This is a genomic window from Kocuria salina (assembly GCF_013368965.1).
GTDB lineage: Bacteria > Actinomycetota > Actinomycetes > Actinomycetales > Micrococcaceae > Kocuria > Kocuria rosea.
In genome coordinates this window covers 37741-52672 of the sequence record NZ_SSSF01000003.1, presented here as the reverse complement: position 1 = coordinate 52672, position 14932 = coordinate 37741, and the positions used below count along the sequence as shown (strand labels likewise).

Here is a 14932-nt window from a genome sequence, read left to right as displayed (position 1 = left end):
ACCCGGGGCGTCCGCCCCCGGGCGCCGCGGCGCTCAGCCGCGGGCGTCCTGGGCGGGAGCACCGCGCCGCTGGTGGACGAACTCCTCCCGCGGCTGGAGTCCGCGCCGCTCCAGCAGCGCGCCGAGGTGCGGGCGGCGTCCCAGCAGGGCCTCGAAGGCCTCCATCGGGGCGGTCTCGTTGCCCCGGGAGAGCACCTCCTCGGCGAAGCGCCGCCCGTTCTCCCGGGTCGGTCCGCCGCGGGACGCGAACCACTGCGCCGTGTCGGCGTCGAGGATCTCGGACCAGATGTAGGAGTAGTAGCCCGCGGAGTAGCCGCCGGCGAAGATGTGCTTGAAGTACCCGGTCCGGTAGCGCGGGGCGATGCCGTCCACGTCCACCCCGGCGCGGGCGAGCGCCTCCTGCTCCACGGTCCGGGGGTCCGGCAGCTCGGCGGGGTCCTCGATCCCGTGCCACGCGAGATCCAGGTAGGTCGAGGCGAGGTACTCGACGGTCCGGTAGCCCTGCCCGTGCGCGGACGCCTCCCGCAGGCCCGCGAGGGTCTCCTCGGGGATCGGCTCGCCCGTGCGGTGGTGGCGGGCGTAGTGCCGGAGCACCTCCGGGTGCAGCACCCACATCTCGTGCACCTGGGAGGGGTACTCCACGAAGTCCCGCGGCACCTTCGTCCCGGAGAACGAGGGCAGGTGCACGTCGGAGAGCAGCCCGTGCAGCGCGTGGCCGAACTCGTGGAAGACCGTCACCACCTCGTCCAGGGTCAGCAGCTTGGGCCTGCCCGCGGGCGGCCGGGTGAAGTTCGCGTTGTTGACGACGACGGGGCGCTGACCGGTCAGCCGGTTCTGGTGCACCAGCGATCCCATCCAGGCGCCGCCCTGCTTGGTGGGCCGCGTGAACCAGTCGCCCAGGAACAGCCCCACGCCGCGGCCCGCCTCGTCGGTGACCTCCCACACCCGCACCTGCGGCAGGTAGCCGTCCAGGTCGGGGCGCTCGGTGAAGACCAGCCCGTAGAGCTCCCGGGCGGTGCGGAAGATCCCGTGCTCCAGCACGGATTCCAGCTCGAAGTGCTCCCGCAGCGCGGAGGCGTCCACGGCGTAGCGCTCCCGGCGCAGCCGCTCGGCCCAGAACGGCCAGTCCCACGCCTCGATCGGGTGCCCGGCCAGCTGCTCGAGCTCCGCCCGCTCCTCGAGGGCGTTGCGCACGGCGGGGCCGGTGATCCGCTCCAGCATCTCGTGCACCGCCTCCTGGGACGGCGCTGTGTTCCCGGCCATGACGTGGTCGCCGTGGCTGCGGTAGCCGAGCAGCCCGGCCTGCTCCGCGCGCAGCCGGGCGATCCGGGCGGCCACGGGCAGCAGGTCCGTGCGGCTCTGCGAGCCCTCGCCGCCGTGCTCGCCGGTGCCGCGGTTGACTGCGGCCAGATGGATCCGCCGGCGCAGCGCGCGGTCCGTGAGCACCGACAGCACGGGCTGCACGGTGAACAGCGAGGGCGTGAGCAGGTACCGGCCCGGCATCCCGTTCTCGGCGGCCGCGGAGGCGGCGGCCTCGACGTCCGTGGGGGACAGCCCGTCCAGCTCCGCGCGGTCGTCGACGAACACGGCGGAGGCGTTGACCTCCCGGATCAGGTCGTTGCCGTAGCCGATGCTCAGCTCCGAGAGCTCGTCGTTGATCTCCCGGAGCCGCCGCTGGTCGTCCAGGGTCAGCTCCGCACCGGAGTTCGCGAACCAGGAGACGTACTCGTCCAGGGCGCGCAGCTGCCACGGCTCCAGGTCGGTGCGGTCCACCCGCCGGACCCGGGCGTAGAGCTCCTTGTTGAGCGTGAAGTCCGCCTTGTGCTCCGACAGCCGCGGGGCGAGCTCCTGGTAGATCCGCTGGATGCCCTCCGTGTTGTGCGCGGCGGTCAGCGTGAAGAAGACCGACTCGACCCGGTCCAGGGCCAGACCCCCGCGCTCGAGGGCCTCGATGGTGTTGGCGAAGGTGGGCGGGTCCGGGTCGGCCAGGACCGTCCGCACGCACTCGAGGTCCTGGGCCATCGCAGCCTCGAAGGCCGGCAGGAAGTGCTCCTCCTTGATCCGCCCGAAGTCGGGCAGCTCGTAGGGGAGCGGGCTGGGGCGCAGGAGTGGGTTGTCCAAGGGCCGGCTTCTGTCGTGGTGGGCGGACTGGTGCGACCAAGACTAGCCTCCCGTGCAACGGGTGTGGACGCGGGTGCCGCCGCCGATGACGACGTCGACGACCCCTGACGGATCGGCCAGACTGGACATCGCCCCGAGGGTCACTGACGGTTTCGGGAGTGGCCGCAGAGATGCCTGCGTCCGGAGAAGGAGTGCCTTGCTCATGACCCACCCAGCGAGGGAGTACGACGTCGTCATTGCCGGCGGTGGACTTGCCGGGCGCAGCCTCGCCTTCTTCCTGAGCCGGGAACCAGGGCTGTCCGGGGCGCGGATCCTCATCATCGACGACGCCGGAGATCGATACCCGCACCGCTCCCTGATCTACTGGCACGACGGCGCCCTCCCGTTGCCCCTGACGCCCGCAGCCACGTTCACGAACCTCGCGGTTGACGCAGGACCTGCCCAGCGGGTGCTGCCGCTCGAGCGCCACCGCCTGTGCCTCACCTCGTCACGGGACATTTTCCGATGCCTCGACGACGTCATCGATGCCAACCCTCAGATCAGCCGTCTCGACGCACGGGTTTCACGAGTACGGGCTCATGCCGACTCGGTGGACGTGGCCCTCTCCGACAGCCGGCTCGTCACGGCATCCCACTGCTTCGACAGCACCTTGCCCCCTACCGGGATCACGGCACCACTGCTCATGTCGGGTGAGGTTCATCGGGTGCGGACTGCGCACGACTCCTTCGACCCGTCGACTGCCACCTTCATCGATTTCCGGTCCGGTGAGCACCACCCCGTGCACTTCCACTGCGTCCTGCCGCTCTCAGCCCGAGAAGCCGTCGTCGAAGTCACCCGGATCATGCCGGGGAGGACTCCCACCCCGGAATTCACGTTCGAGCAGGCAACGTCGGACTACCTGCGCAAGGTCTGGGGTGTGAACGAGTTCTCGTCGTTGTCCGTGGAGCGAGGGTCCATCCCCTTGGGCATCCGCCCCCGTTCTCCCCGCGGCCGCCATGTGCGCACCGGATGTCCCGCCGGGGCCGTCAAGGCCACCACGGGCTACGGCTTCACCCGGATCCTTCGTCAGACCCAGCACCTCGCCTCCACGCTGGCCTCCACCGGGTCACCCGACGCTCCCCGGCCGTCCCCACGCTTCCGCTGGTACGACAGGCCCTTGCTCAAGATGTGGGAACACGACCCCGAACACGCGGTGCACTTCATGAGAGCCGCATTCACCTCCGGCGATGCTGATCTCGTCCTCGACTTCCTCGACGAGCGGACCACGTTCGCACAGGAACGGGGGTTGCTCGGGTCCATGCCGGTCACGATGCTCCTGCAGCCGCGTCTCTGGATCTGAGCCCGTCATCAGGACCTCTCGTCCGGCCGAACCGGAACACCAACGGTCGGCACGCGGTCGCAACAGTTTCGACACCGGGGCACGGGGATCGCTGCGGGCCCCCGACGTCGTAGCACCCTGCCCGCAACGGGAGGTGGGGCTGTGCGCGGGTTTCGACGGCCGGGCATGTGCCGTTGAGCGCGTGGACGACGGCAGTCACGCTGTGGCGGTGTCCGGGATGGATAGACTTGGGGAGTGCTTCAGCAGTAAGCCGTGAAGAGTCCGGGGGTGCGTGGTCGCCACTGGACGTTTTTTGGGGGCAGTTATGACTTCTTCGGGCACGACGTCGTCGGCTGATCCTGCCGGCTTGGCCGAGATCGCCGATGCGGTAGTGGGCCTGGGAGAGCGGATGCGCAATGCAGCCTCCGACACCTTGGTGGAGGCGGTGATCGGGTACGCGGTGGAGGCGTTGCCGGGGGCGCGGTGGGCGAGCATCACCACGTTGCGCCAGGGGAGGTTCCGGACCCTGGCCGCCACCGGGGAGACGGCGTGTGCGGCGGACGCGCTGCAGTACGAGCTGGGGGGCGGTCCGTGCGTGGACACCGTGCTGGAGGACAGCGTGCACTGCTCGCCCGATCTGGCCCACGACCCCCGCTGGCCGGTGTACGGGGCCCGGGTCGCGGAGGATCTCGGGGTGCGCAGCGCGCTGGCCTACCGGTTGACCCTGGTGTCGGATCCGGACCTGATCGCGGGACTGAACCTCTACTCCGACGTCACCGACGCCTTCGACGCGCACACCCGGTGGGCGGGCACGCTGCTGGCCACGCACGCCGCGTGGGCGGTGTCCATGGAACTGTCCAGGCAGCGGGCCGAGAACCTGGAGGCCGCGCTGCGGTCCAACCGGGAGATCGGCACCGCGATCGGGGTGCTGATGGCCCAGCACAGGCTCACCCGGGACCAGGCCCACGAGCTGCTGCGGGTGGCCAGTCAGGACAGCAACCGGAAGCTGGCCGAGCTCGCCACCGAGGTCGTCGAGACCGGGGAACTCTCCCTGCCGCGCCGGCCCGCTCGTTCTGCACCGCGGTCCCGGGACCGCTGAGGTCACCTGCTCGTGCAGGGGCGCGTCAGGACTCCTCTGCGCTGTCCTGGTCCCGAGTGCTGTGCTCGTCCTGCCCGATGCCGTCCTGGTCGTCGTGGTCGAGCAGGTCCGAAGTCTGCGGGATCCGCTGGGGCCGCTGCTCGTCCAGGAGCTCGTTGGTGGCATGTGCCAGCAGATCGCGCTGCAGGACCGGCAGGGTCAGGGAGTGGTGGAGAAAGGCATCGACCTCCATCTCCCCGGCGTCGCCGCCGATGCTGAAGTAGTGCACCCACAGCTGCCCCACCTCGATCCCGGCGGCCTCGAGGGCCTGGCGCACCAGGTGGGCCTGCTGGCGGCCTGCAGCACTGTCGTCCATCGCCACCGCACTCCTCAGCTGGTCGTGTCCGCGGCTCGTTCCACGACCCGGCGCGCGATCTGCGCCAGCGGCCGGCCCTGGGCCTGAGAAGCGCCGATCAGCATCCGCCGAGCGGTCTCGTGATCGGTGGCGTGGCGCTCCATCAGCATCCCGGTGGCGGTCTCCACCGCGGTGCGGTTGGTGATGGCCTGTTGCAGCGAGGCGCTGAGCCGCTGTGGGGTGTCACTGCCCTGGGCCGCCCCGAGAAGGGTGCCGGCGGCGGAGGCCAGCAGCACCAGCTGCTGCTCCGCCCGGGCGCTGAACGCGTTCCCGGCGGTGGCGTAGATCTTCATCGCCCCCAGGCAGTTGTCCCGGTAGAGCACCGGGGCGCTGAGCACCGAAGCGATCCCAGCCCCGGCCGCCGTGCGGGACCACTCCGGCCACCGAGTATCCGCGGCGGTGTCCTCGAGGCGCTGAACGGACTCGGTGGCCCAGGCGCTCAAGCACGGGCCGAGCCCCAGCTCGTACTGGGCTGTGTCGGCGGTCTCCACCAAGGTGTCGGTGGCCGCGGTGGAGGTCCGGCGTCCGGTCTCGTCGATCAGCGAGACCCCGGCCCCGGCCGCGGAGTCGATCAGATCCCGGGCCGCCAGGGCGAGCTGGGCGGCAGCGGCCTGAGCTGATTCCTGGCTCAGCAACATCCCCTGGATCCGGGCGAAGACCGCGCTCAGATCGGTGGCGTCCGCTGCAGCAGCGGTAGTGGGTTCCATTGGGGGCTCCCCGGTCGGTCGGGCAATTCCTGGCCCATGCAGGACGCGCGAGCCAGGGGGTCACCCCGTGCAGGGGACCAACAGTGCTCGGCCGCCCCTCGTCCTCAACGATACGCCAGCAAGGATCCGCCGGAGCAACACCCGGACCGGCACGGCGTCCCCGATCACTGGTGCAGGGAGATGTCCGAGCAGATCCATTCCCCGGCTGTCGCGTCGGGAATGGTCTAGGCTGTGACGTGGTCGAACAGCCGGCCCCACCCTTCCTCTTCCCGGGGGACCGCCGTGAAAGATCTGCTGTGTCCGACCCCAAACTCTCTGTGCTGGTGCGCGTGGACCTCGACGGCCGGCGCCTGCGCCTGATCGTCACCGGGTGCCTGAGCGCCGCCAACCAACAGGCCCTGCACCCGGTCATCGAGCGGGCTCGCACCCTCACCCCCGCCGCGGAGGTCCTCGTCGACCTCACCGCGGGCGGTCCCCCAGAACCGGCGGCCGTGGCGCTGTTGCGCGCCGGCATCGACCAGCAGTGCCGCGATCGTCCCGGGGGGCGGGTGGATCTCGTGCTGCTGGAACCAGATGCAACCACCGACCAGCGGCCGCGGGCCGGTGGCGTTCTGCTCAGCGGGACCGGTCGGGCGGCACGTGCCGGGTGGGAGGCTCGGTGAAGGTCGTGGTGTTCGGGGCGGACACGGACGTCGGCCGTGAGACCGTCACGGACCTCGTCTTCCGGGGACACCGGGTCAGCGCCGTGCTCACTGATCCGGCCCAGGCACCGGCGGAGTGGGCCGACCGGGTGCACCTGCGCGTCGGGGACCCGTTGGACGCGGCCGTGATCGACGCGGCTGTGGCGGACAACGAGGTGGTGATCGACGTGCTGTGTGCCGCACGCAGCCGGCGGCGGCCGAACCTCACCGTGGACGCGACCCGCGCCATCGTGGACAGCATGGCTGGCCACGGGCGCACCCGGTACATCGGTCTGCAGCCGGCGACCCTGGTCGACCACACCCGCTACCCGGACACCTGGCGGCGGACCGCCCGGCTGCTCTGGCAGGGGTGGTGCCCCCAGCTGTGCCGGGAGGCGGCCGCCGACTTCCATGCCATCGCCTCCTCCGCACTGAGCTGGACGCTCGTGCGCCACGCGCCGCTGACGGACGGACCGGTACGCGGGGTCCGCCACGTCGGGATGACCCACCGGGACGTGGTGGGGCCCTCGATCACCCGCGCCGACACCGCCCGGTTCCTGGCCGCCCAGGCGCTGGAGACCACATACATCTGCGCCGCCCCGGCCATCAGCAATTGAACCCCAGCACCCCACGGGATTCGTGGTGGTGCTGAACCGCAGGCGGCGGCCGGGTCGTTCCGAGCGCCTGCCTCGTGTGGCGAGCACCACGACCGGACGCCTCCTCTCCTTCCCGCCAGGGGAGGGTGGTGAGCCGGCCGCAGCACCACGGACCTGACAGGGGGCAGCGCGTGGCTCGGAACGCTCCGGGCCCTGCGTCCGGGACGGCGGTGGAACCACCGTCCCCTGCTTCAAGCCGGCACCACTACGACCTCGGGCGCGACGCCGGGGAGGTGGAGATACAGGCCTACCTGTACGAGGCCCTGCACCTGTCTCGCCTCCAGCGCAATGTCCTCGACCGCGCCGCCCACGAGCTCAACATCTACAGACCTGCCTCGCAGATTTGCTCATCACGGGGTTGTGGTGGCACCGATTCCACAGCGCACACCCAAACCTGTCGACCAGTGCAGGGCCGGTGCAGGAAAGCGGCGGTGATGACGGGTGGCCAACGGCAGGGTCACCTGGGAATCTGCATGGTCTCCTCGTCGAGGTCCTCGAGCACCCACTCCGAGACCTGTCCGGCCGGGACGACGACCGTACCGGCTCGAGGCCGCTGGGCCTGCTGAGTCGGTGCGGGAACGTCATCGGCCTCGGCGATGTAGACGGCCAGCGCTGCCGCGTAGCCGCTCGCCAGGGCCGCCCTCCACGCAGGGTGGTTGGCGTAACCGTGGTGACCCGGATCGGGGCTGCGCAGCTCCAGCCATTGCGCCCGAGGCAGTGCAACAGAAGCGGGAGGGGGTATCCGACATTGATGCAGGATCCAGGTGACGTCGGCCCAGCGGCCGGCGGGAGTCTCCACCATGGGGTAGTAGGTGGCGATCCAGTGGGCGGGGGAATGGGGGCGCAGTTCGACTGCCAGAGCCCCGGAGACAGAGGATGTCATGCCTTTTTCCTGTTCACAGGTCAAGGATCGAGACGGCCGGGGCTGGACCGTGACGCCGGGTCGGGAGGGAACCCCGTCGGCGATATTCCAGAGTAACCACTGAGCTGATCACTCAGGAAGCAAACTGAACAAGATGACAGCGACTCGTTTCTCAAGCCATGGGATGCGAGACGTCTCGTCCAAAAAATTTGCGGCCGCATGATTGTGAACCGCAACGAAAAGTGGCGGTGTTCTGACGGAGCTAAATGGCGGTATCGAGGTCTCGCTTCCCGATCGGAGTCGTCGGACCGGCCGAGCTCGAGGTGATCGACGTGTTGATCGCTCTCGCGGGGACGTTCCACTTCCTTGGTAGTGGGACGGTTCGACCTGAGGGGCTCGAGGTGTGCGTCGACTCGGCGAGTCGTGTTTCAAAAGTTGGTTCCACAAAGACGTCCCTTGGGGGCAGTTCGAAAGCGACTTTCGGTACGCTGTTGTCATGGAATTGGGTTACGCGCGGGTCTCGACGGCCAAGCAGGACCTCGATCGGCAGATCGATGCTCTTCGTGCGGTGGGGATCGTGCCGGAGCGGATCTATGTGGATAAGAAGTCCGGGGCCACCACCGACCGCCCTGGGCTGACCGCAGCGCTGGCTTACGCCCGGGAAGGGGATGTGATCGTGGTGCACACCCTGGACCGGTTGGGGCGCACGGTGCGCGACACTTTGAACCTGATCCATGATCTGGCCGAGCGGGGGGTGGGGGTGCGCAACCTGGCGGACCCGATCAAGGTCGACTCCACCAACCCAAATGATCCGATGGCGCAGCTAGCGGTGGTGCTGCTGGCACTCTTCGGGCAGATGGAACGCACCTACACCCTGGAGCGTGCCGCCCACGCGAGGGCGGTGGCCACGGCAAAGGGGAGACGGATCGGGCGGCCCTCGGTGGTGGATGCGGACAAGCTGGCCTATGCCGCGCACTTGCGCGATACCGGGCACACGATCGCTGAGATCGTGGCGAAGACCGGGATCACCCGCACCACTCTGTACCGGCATCTGCCGCCGCGGCCTCCCGTGTCGGTGACGGCCGGACCGGTCACTGCTGCCGGGGCCGAGTCCGGGGAGACGGACTGATCACGACGCCGCAGCGGAGACACCTGGAGTCTCCGCTGCGGCGTCGTGATCAGAGCTCGAGGTCCTGCAGGTCCTCGAGCAGCCACTCCGACAGCTGCCCGGCCGGCACCACGACCGTGGCCGCCCGCAGCCCCCTGGCCTCTTCAGGGGTCAACGCGCCCCCGGCGGCTCTGGTGATCTGCATGGAGCGGGCGAGACAGGCGGTGGTGTAGCCGGTGGCCAGGGCCGCGCCCCAGGCCGGGTAGTCGTCGTAGCTGGCGTGTCTTGGGTCCGGGCTGCCCAGCTCCAGCCATCTCGCTGAGGACAAGGGGTGGTGGGCGAGGGGCATCACACACTGGTGCAGCGCCGTGGTGACATCGGCCCAGCATCCGGCGGCAGTGTCCACCAGGGGGTAGAAGGTGGCCACCCAGTGGGTGGGGGAGTGGGGGTGCAGCTCAACGGCGAGAGCCCCGCAGGTGATGGTGTCCACGTCGACTTCCTGGTCGCTGGAGAAGGATCACGTCGCGAAGGCGGCCGGGGGCAGGGCCCCACAGCGGACGAAGACACAGCCCGAGGGTGATGCCCCACAGTAGAAGAGACCGAAGCGCCAGCAGAAGCGTGCCGGCCAATGTGACCCCCGACCTCGTCCAGGCGAAGGGATGCGGGACGTCCCTGGGGCTCGTGTTGGCCGTCCCGCCTGCTGATAGCCCGCCCCGCTCCGCTCCGCTTCCACCCTCGCGACGGGCAGCGCTCATCGTCCCTTTTTGGGCCCTGTCGCTCTTGGGGACTGTCCGATAAACGGATGCTCCTATTGGCGTCAAGCGGTTTTCAGGCGTTGATGGTCGGTCTCGTCGAGCCAGTGCTGGCAGCGGTGGACGTGGTCGGGGTCGGGAACCCATCGTGTGGGGGACGCGCCTTCCGCCCGCGGGACGGAGTGGCGGAAGGCGCGTCCGTGCCAAGGTGTGATCACTTGGCGTGCGGGGCCCGTCGGGGGCGGCAGCAGTGGCATCCCCCTGGGGCCATTCCGCGGCGCTGTGCATCGGAACAGCGCCTTATCAGGGTAGGCATTAGACAGCAAACTTGCTATGGGTAGGAGCTTTGCTTCGCTTCGTGACGGGTCATCCGGTGTGCCGCCGGTGGCGGAACTCGCGTAACCGTGGAAGTGCGATGCCCCCAGGCGCGGCTGCGGGGCTTCGGGCGCGCCGCTGCGGGGGCTGGTTGAGCAGTGAGCGGGTCCGGCCCGCCTCGTCGGGCGGCTGCCACGCCTGGGTGCCCGCCACCTCCTGGAACCTTGATGTGCAACTGCGCGCACTCACCGAGACCGGAGTGCCGGCGAAGCTGGTCTTCGCCCACAAGGTCAGCGGCGCCCAAGCCGAGGGCCTGGGCCAGGCCGCGCTCATGGCCGAGGCCCGGGAGGAGGGAGCCTTCGTGCACTACCTTTTGGGCCGGCTGGGCCGGTCCTTGGTGCACATGGTCACCGCCATTGACGAACTGATTCGTCTCGGAGTCATCCTGCGTAGTCTCAGCGATACCGTCGACCCCTTCGGGGCCGGACGCTTTCAGCTCAATGTATTCGCGGTGATGGTCGAGTACCAACGGGCGCTGATCGTGGGGCGTGTCCAGGACGGGCCGAAGCCCGCCCGGGCCTGCGTGGTGCAGCTGGGGCGCAAGTCCTCGACGGCCCCGAGCAGGTCCGCGCCATCCACCGGCTGCACCGGGCCGGGGGCTGCCCGCCGACGAGGTCGAGATCGGGAACGCCGAGGCGGCTGCTGCCGCCGGCCATGCCGTCCTCGGTGCCCGGGAGGTCCGGTGATGCGGGCCTTCGTGATGGATGTGTGCGGTCGGGTGTTCTGAGCCGGTGATCTTCTTGCGCCGGTAGGCCGACCCCATCACAATAAGCAGTTATGAAGCACACTGATAAAAACATTCTGTCCCTGAGCGCCCTGGCGCTCTCCGCTCTCTTGCTGGCCGGTTGCGCCGACGGCGGAGGCCAGGGCGGTGGTGAGGAGACCGCCGACGGGGCCGCCACGAACGCAGCCACCGCCGAGTCCACCGCCACCACGAGCGAGAGCGCCACTGCGCAGGAGAGCGCCTCGGCATCCCCCTCGGACACGGCGACCCAGACCGAAAGCGCCTCGGCGTCCCCCTCGGCTTCCGGGGCGGCCGGGGTCGGGGCGGAGGCCGGTGCGGTGGCCGGGGCGATCGTGGCCGCGGAGGAATCCGTGGCTGGTGGGCAGGTCTTCGAGATCGATCGTAAGGACGCCGGTGACGGGTGGGAGGTGAAGTTGGCCGTGGAGGACCGTGAGCAGGAGGTGGAGGTCTCCGCCGACGGTCAGGAGGTCACCGCGCAGGAGAGTGATGACGAGCTGGACCAGCAGGATCGGGAGAACCTCGCCCAGGTCCAGGTGCCCTTGGAGGATGCCGTGCGCACCGCCTTGGAGGAGGTGGAGGGCACCCTGGACAGCGCCCAGCTGGACACCGAGGACGGCACCACCGTGTGGGAGGTCGACATCGACGATGATCAGGGCACCTCGGTGGATGTGTACGTCAACGTCGACAACGGCTCCGTGCTCAAGGTCGATCGCTGAGCCCACCGGACCGACCCCGGGGGAAACTGGTTCTTGGGGGCGGTTCGGTGAGAGCCCCGGTGCAGGTTCGACAGGCTCTGGCCGAGGCCCATTTTTACTCCGGCCCACAGGTGGGCGGGGACAGGGGCCCCCGGATGCAGGTGGGAAACGCAGCCTTCAGCGGCTCTAGTCAGCTTGCTGTCCATTGGGTAGCGTTCACAGTGCTGCGCAGTGGAGCGGTCGTGGATGACCTGTTGCCCTGCGCGGGGTTGTCAAAGTCAACCGGCGGGGCGAGTCGCCCCCGCAGCGACAGCTATCCGAGTTCGCCACGATCGTGGCGTCATGAGAAGGAGAAGCACATGCCGGCAGGACAGGGCAAGAACATCCGTCGGGTCACCAGCGTCGATGTGATCCGCAGCAACGCCGGGGAGGGCCAGCCTGGTGCGTACACCTTCGAGCTGACCCTGGATGAGGGAGTGGAGGAGTACCTGCTCGTGGTGCCCGACAGTGAGGCGTCCACGGTGGCGCGACTGATCCAGCACAGCAGCGCCATGCAGCTGGACAAGAACACCGATGACTTGATCTTCGAGAACTACGGATCCTGACCGTCACACCGCGAACAAGCCCCGCCCGAGGAACTTCTCGGGCGGGGCTTGCTCATGAAGTGACCGCCGGAGCGCTCACCTGCTGCAGTCGATCAGCTGCGGGAGGCGCGCACCTCGGGGTCTTTGGTGTGGTCCCGGGTCACGGACCGGGAGCCGAGCAGGCCCGTGATCGAGGCGATGATCGCCCCGAGCAGCAGCCCGGCGAAGGTCCACAGGGAACCGGCGGCGGCGGTGTCAGCGGCCTGCTCGGCCTCCGGGGCGGCCTCTTCCACGGCCTGACCCGCCTCCTGCTGAGCGTTCTCGGCGGCCTGCTCAGCCTCGGCGGGGTCCACCTCCGGGGCCAGCGAGGCGGCCTGGCCCGGGTTCTGCGCTGCAGCGTCGGTGACGGTGGAGGTGGCCGAGCCCAGCAGGTTCCCGGCCGCGCCCAGGATGTTGCCCACGAGCAGGCCGGCGAGAACCACGGCGGCCAGCAGGGCGGTGGCCCAGGTGAGGAACCCGTGGATCAGCCCGGCCCGACCGGCCAGGGCGCCGGCGACGTAACCACCGGCGGCCAGGGCCAACACCAGGGTCACGATGGACCACAGGCCGGTGGCGATGCCCACCCCCTCCCCAGGGTTGGCCGAGGTCAGATCCGCCATGCCCAACCCCAGGGCGGCGGTGATCAGCGACAGCAACAGGGTCAAGGCCAAGAAGGTGACGACCCCGGCGATCACCGCCCCCCAGGAGATGTTGCGGGGATTACCCTCCCGGTCATCGCCCAGGGCGGTGTCCTTCCAGGACGGCTTGGGGGCCTGGTAGGTGTGGCTGGCCGTGTCCCCGGTGCCGGTTGGGAAGGAACCTGACGTGGAGGCGGAGTTGGCGGGGGTACTGGACATGATGGCTCCTCGTTGGACAGATGGTGCTACCGGTTGGAGTTTTTCGTGGCCTGAGCACATGGTGTGCGCTCTGCGGGGCCTGTCGCGGCCCTGTTAGGACAACCCTTGTGTCATCGCGACGAAGCGCTGGTCGGCTCTGGCGAGATGCGACGGGGTGCAGGGCCGGAACCAATCCAATAGTAAGTACACTGATTAGTCTTCCTGACTCGGACCGTGAGTGCAACCCGCACCGCGATGATGGACAAAGGCCCGGGAATGGGTTACAAGGTGGTGGCTGGGGGCGATGACGTCTCAGGCGGGCCACGAGGCGTTCTGCGGGAGGTGACTCAGTCGGAGTGGGTGTAAGCGGCGGAGCGTACCGCGTCGTCGTCTTCCAGTCCCGCGCCTAGGGCCCCGCCTACGGTGGCCAGTGTGGCCGTGAGCCAGCTGAGTTTGGCGTAGTCTCCCGCCCCGACCGGCCGGGCCAGGACCTCGCTCAGCGCCCCGGCCTCGACCAGCAGCAGCGCACCGAGCCAGGACACGGCGAAGAGGGCGAGATAGAACACGACCACGCCGATGGCCACGGTGGTGGCGGTGGCCAGGTTGAACAGGACCACCTGCTCCCGTTCGCCGGGTCGCCGTGGCCGTTCCCACAGCCCGGCGCCCAGGATCAGGGTGGCGCTGACGGCTCCGACCGCCAACGCCGCCAGTAGGGCCAGTCGTATCGGCCCGTAGGCTGAGGCGAGCAGCCACACATCGGAGGCCACCAGGGTCAGCACCCCTGTGGCTGCGGCCCCGACCAGTGCCGGGACAACCGGACCACCAGTGTCCAGGGCCTGTTGGTGCGGACCATGCCCAACAACAATCGCAGGTTGCCGGTAATCACCCGGGCGGTGAAGGGCACGAGGTGGTCCTCGGCGCGGTCGTCGAGGTCGTTGGCCATCTGCCGGGCCCGGGTGGTGAAGCTCTGCGCGGCGTCGGCGTGTGTGGGGTGGTAACCCAGTAGCTGTCCTGCCACGGCCACCACGGCCTCCCGCGACCGTTGTCGTACGTGCACCGCCCCCAGGGCGGGGACGTCGACGAGCCCCACACCGTGCAGCGGACTCACCTGGGTGAGTACCGGTCGACGCCCGTGCCGCAGCGGCAGATCGGTGAGCACCACGGAGAGGTCCCAGTTCTCCTCCAGCATCCGGTCGCGGGCGCTTTCCAACAGATCGAGGGCATCCGCCGGCGGGACCACCAGCCGGTCTTCGATCACTACCACCTGCCACAGCACGTTCGGGTGGCGGTCCCGCAACAAGCTCGAGACCGTGGCAGCGACCTCGGGGCCCACCAGCCCCGCCACCTGCGGAGAGATCACGATTCCCAAGGCCAGCTCCGGAGGGGTGGGGTCATCGACGGGGTCTGCGGCGGTCGAGGACGGATCAGCAGGCACAGGCGGTTGGCCGGGTGCACCGGGTGGTGATGACAGCGGGTACCTTCCTTGTTGTGCAGCTCACGGGTTCGGGCCCTTGCTGTTGAGCGTGGTGGTCGCCGCGTCGAAGTGGTCGGCGTCGACAAGCACGTCATAAGCATCCGCCTCCAGGCCCTGCACACTGGAGAAGTCACGCCGCCCACCGGTGGCGGCGTGAGCGACCAGTCCTAGGACCAGTCCCCAGATCACCCCCAGCACGAGGGTCCACATCAGCACCGGCCACCAGCCGATGAGAGTGAGGATGCCCAGCAACAGTCCGAGGAACAGTCCCAGCCACGCCCCGGTTCCGGCTCCGAGCACAGCGGCCCGGCCGTAGGTCATCCGCCCGGTGATCTGTTCGACCAGGCGCAGGCCGGTGCCGACCACCCGCACATGCTCGACGGGAAACCGGGCGTCGGAGAGAGCGTCGACGACCTGTTGTGCTTCGGTGTAGTTGGGCACGGTGCGCAGCACCCGAAAGTGGGTGGCAGTAGCCGGTGGGACGGCG

17 protein-coding genes are annotated in these 14932 nt (G+C 69.3%); 8 read left to right on the top strand and 9 right to left on the bottom strand.

Going from position 1 to position 14932, the window contains the following annotated elements:
• Positions 1 to 33: 33 nt before the first annotated feature.
• Positions 34 to 2121 (bottom strand): M3 family metallopeptidase, encoded by a 2088-nt coding sequence (locus tag E7Z53_RS06975; RefSeq protein ID WP_109222902.1) that lies wholly within the window; start codon positions 2119 to 2121, stop codon positions 34 to 36.
• A gap of 202 nt (positions 2122 to 2323) precedes the next feature.
• Here E7Z53_RS06975 and E7Z53_RS06970 point away from each other — a divergent pair, with 202 nt between their 5' ends.
• Together E7Z53_RS06970 and E7Z53_RS06965 are read left to right on the top strand one after the other, a co-directional pair.
• Positions 2324 to 3460 (top strand): lycopene cyclase family protein, encoded by a 1137-nt coding sequence (locus tag E7Z53_RS06970; protein WP_176337468.1) that lies wholly within the window; start codon positions 2324 to 2326, stop codon positions 3458 to 3460.
• Positions 3461 to 3806: 346 nt separating this feature from the next.
• Positions 3807 to 4538, top strand: a complete 732-nt coding sequence (locus tag E7Z53_RS06965; protein WP_176337467.1) for a GAF and ANTAR domain-containing protein — start codon at positions 3807 to 3809, stop codon at positions 4536 to 4538.
• Between the two features lie 25 nt (positions 4539 to 4563).
• Here the strand turns inward: E7Z53_RS06965 and E7Z53_RS06960 are convergent, their stop codons facing one another.
• Positions 4564 to 4893, bottom strand: a complete 330-nt coding sequence (locus E7Z53_RS06960) for a hypothetical protein (RefSeq protein WP_176337466.1) — start codon at positions 4891 to 4893, stop codon at positions 4564 to 4566.
• A 14-nt stretch (positions 4894 to 4907) separates the two neighbouring features.
• Positions 4908 to 5639, bottom strand: a complete 732-nt coding sequence (locus E7Z53_RS06955; RefSeq protein WP_035929044.1) for a GAF and ANTAR domain-containing protein — start codon at positions 5637 to 5639, stop codon at positions 4908 to 4910.
• 296 nt (positions 5640 to 5935) lie between these two features.
• On the opposite strand from E7Z53_RS06955, the gene E7Z53_RS06950 reads away from it, so the two are divergent.
• Positions 5936 to 6301: a hypothetical protein gene (locus E7Z53_RS06950; protein ID WP_176337465.1), complete on the top strand. Its 366-nt coding sequence runs from the start codon at positions 5936 to 5938 to the stop codon at positions 6299 to 6301.
• Positions 6298 to 6936, top strand: a complete 639-nt coding sequence (locus tag E7Z53_RS06945) for an NAD(P)-dependent oxidoreductase (RefSeq protein ID WP_035929034.1) — start codon at positions 6298 to 6300, stop codon at positions 6934 to 6936. Before E7Z53_RS06950 ends, E7Z53_RS06945 begins: the two co-directional genes overlap by 4 nt.
• 496 nt (positions 6937 to 7432) lie before the next feature.
• Here the strand turns inward: E7Z53_RS06945 and E7Z53_RS06940 are convergent, their stop codons facing one another.
• Positions 7433 to 7858 carry a hypothetical protein gene (locus E7Z53_RS06940; RefSeq protein WP_035929032.1) on the bottom strand — a complete coding sequence of 142 codons (426 nt, stop codon included), beginning with the start codon at positions 7856 to 7858 and terminating at the stop codon, positions 7433 to 7435.
• Between the two features lie 475 nt (positions 7859 to 8333).
• On the opposite strand from E7Z53_RS06940, the gene E7Z53_RS06935 reads away from it, so the two are divergent.
• Complete coding sequence (locus tag E7Z53_RS06935) at positions 8334 to 8966, top strand: recombinase family protein (RefSeq protein WP_047801989.1); 633 nt, start codon at positions 8334 to 8336, stop codon at positions 8964 to 8966.
• Positions 8967 to 9015: 49 nt separating this feature from the next.
• Here the strand turns inward: E7Z53_RS06935 and E7Z53_RS06930 are convergent, their stop codons facing one another.
• Entirely contained in the window at positions 9016 to 9435 is a 420-nt protein-coding gene (locus E7Z53_RS06930) for a hypothetical protein (RefSeq protein ID WP_176337464.1), read from the bottom strand.
• A gap of 779 nt (positions 9436 to 10214) precedes the next feature.
• On the opposite strand from E7Z53_RS06930, the gene E7Z53_RS06925 reads away from it, so the two are divergent.
• The 3 genes from E7Z53_RS06925 (at position 10215) to E7Z53_RS06915 (ending at position 12117) form a co-directional block, all read left to right on the top strand.
• Entirely contained in the window at positions 10215 to 10799 is a 585-nt protein-coding gene (locus E7Z53_RS06925; RefSeq protein WP_160310771.1) for a recombinase family protein, read from the top strand.
• Positions 10800 to 10849: 50 nt separating this feature from the next.
• On the top strand, positions 10850 to 11533 hold the full coding sequence (locus E7Z53_RS06920) for a PepSY domain-containing protein (protein WP_047801991.1): 684 nt from the start codon (positions 10850 to 10852) through the stop codon (positions 11531 to 11533).
• 338 nt (positions 11534 to 11871) lie between these two features.
• Positions 11872 to 12117, top strand: a complete 246-nt coding sequence (locus E7Z53_RS06915) for a hypothetical protein (protein WP_047801992.1) — start codon at positions 11872 to 11874, stop codon at positions 12115 to 12117.
• A 92-nt stretch (positions 12118 to 12209) separates the two neighbouring features.
• Here E7Z53_RS06915 and E7Z53_RS06910 read toward each other — a convergent pair whose 3' ends face one another.
• The 4 genes from E7Z53_RS06910 to E7Z53_RS06900 form a co-directional block, all read right to left on the bottom strand.
• The gene (locus E7Z53_RS06910) at positions 12210 to 12992 is read right to left on the bottom strand and encodes a hypothetical protein (RefSeq protein ID WP_176337463.1); all 783 of its coding nucleotides are present in this window, start codon (positions 12990 to 12992) and stop codon (positions 12210 to 12212) included.
• Positions 12993 to 13318: 326 nt separating this feature from the next.
• On the bottom strand, positions 13319 to 13738 hold the full coding sequence (locus tag E7Z53_RS20235) for a hypothetical protein (RefSeq protein WP_255219478.1): 420 nt from the start codon (positions 13736 to 13738) through the stop codon (positions 13319 to 13321).
• Between the two features lie 5 nt (positions 13739 to 13743).
• Positions 13744 to 14331, bottom strand: a complete 588-nt coding sequence (locus E7Z53_RS20230; protein ID WP_255219477.1) for a hypothetical protein — start codon at positions 14329 to 14331, stop codon at positions 13744 to 13746.
• A 135-nt stretch (positions 14332 to 14466) separates the two neighbouring features.
• On the bottom strand, positions 14467 to 14898 hold the full coding sequence (locus E7Z53_RS06900; RefSeq protein ID WP_062737277.1) for a general stress protein: 432 nt from the start codon (positions 14896 to 14898) through the stop codon (positions 14467 to 14469).
• Positions 14899 to 14932 lie beyond the last annotated feature (34 nt).

What these genes read in the sequence shown, in the direction of transcription:
- E7Z53_RS06955 (WP_035929044.1), bottom strand. Translation starts at nt 5,639, where the DNA reads ATGGAACCCACTACCGCTGCTGCAGCGGACGCCACCGATCTGAGCGCG.
- E7Z53_RS06915 (WP_047801992.1), top strand. Translation starts at nt 11,872, where the DNA reads ATGCCGGCAGGACAGGGCAAGAACATCCGTCGGGTCACCAGCGTCGAT.
- E7Z53_RS06910 (WP_176337463.1), bottom strand. Translation starts at nt 12,992, where the DNA reads ATGTCCAGTACCCCCGCCAACTCCGCCTCCACGTCAGGTTCCTTCCCA.
- E7Z53_RS06960 (WP_176337466.1), bottom strand. Translation starts at nt 4,893, where the DNA reads ATGGACGACAGTGCTGCAGGCCGCCAGCAGGCCCACCTGGTGCGCCAG.
- E7Z53_RS06940 (WP_035929032.1), bottom strand. Translation starts at nt 7,858, where the DNA reads ATGACATCCTCTGTCTCCGGGGCTCTGGCAGTCGAACTGCGCCCCCAT.
- E7Z53_RS06970 (WP_176337468.1), top strand. Translation starts at nt 2,324, where the DNA reads ATGACCCACCCAGCGAGGGAGTACGACGTCGTCATTGCCGGCGGTGGA.
- E7Z53_RS06935 (WP_047801989.1), top strand. Translation starts at nt 8,334, where the DNA reads ATGGAATTGGGTTACGCGCGGGTCTCGACGGCCAAGCAGGACCTCGAT.
- E7Z53_RS06920 (WP_047801991.1), top strand. Translation starts at nt 10,850, where the DNA reads ATGAAGCACACTGATAAAAACATTCTGTCCCTGAGCGCCCTGGCGCTC.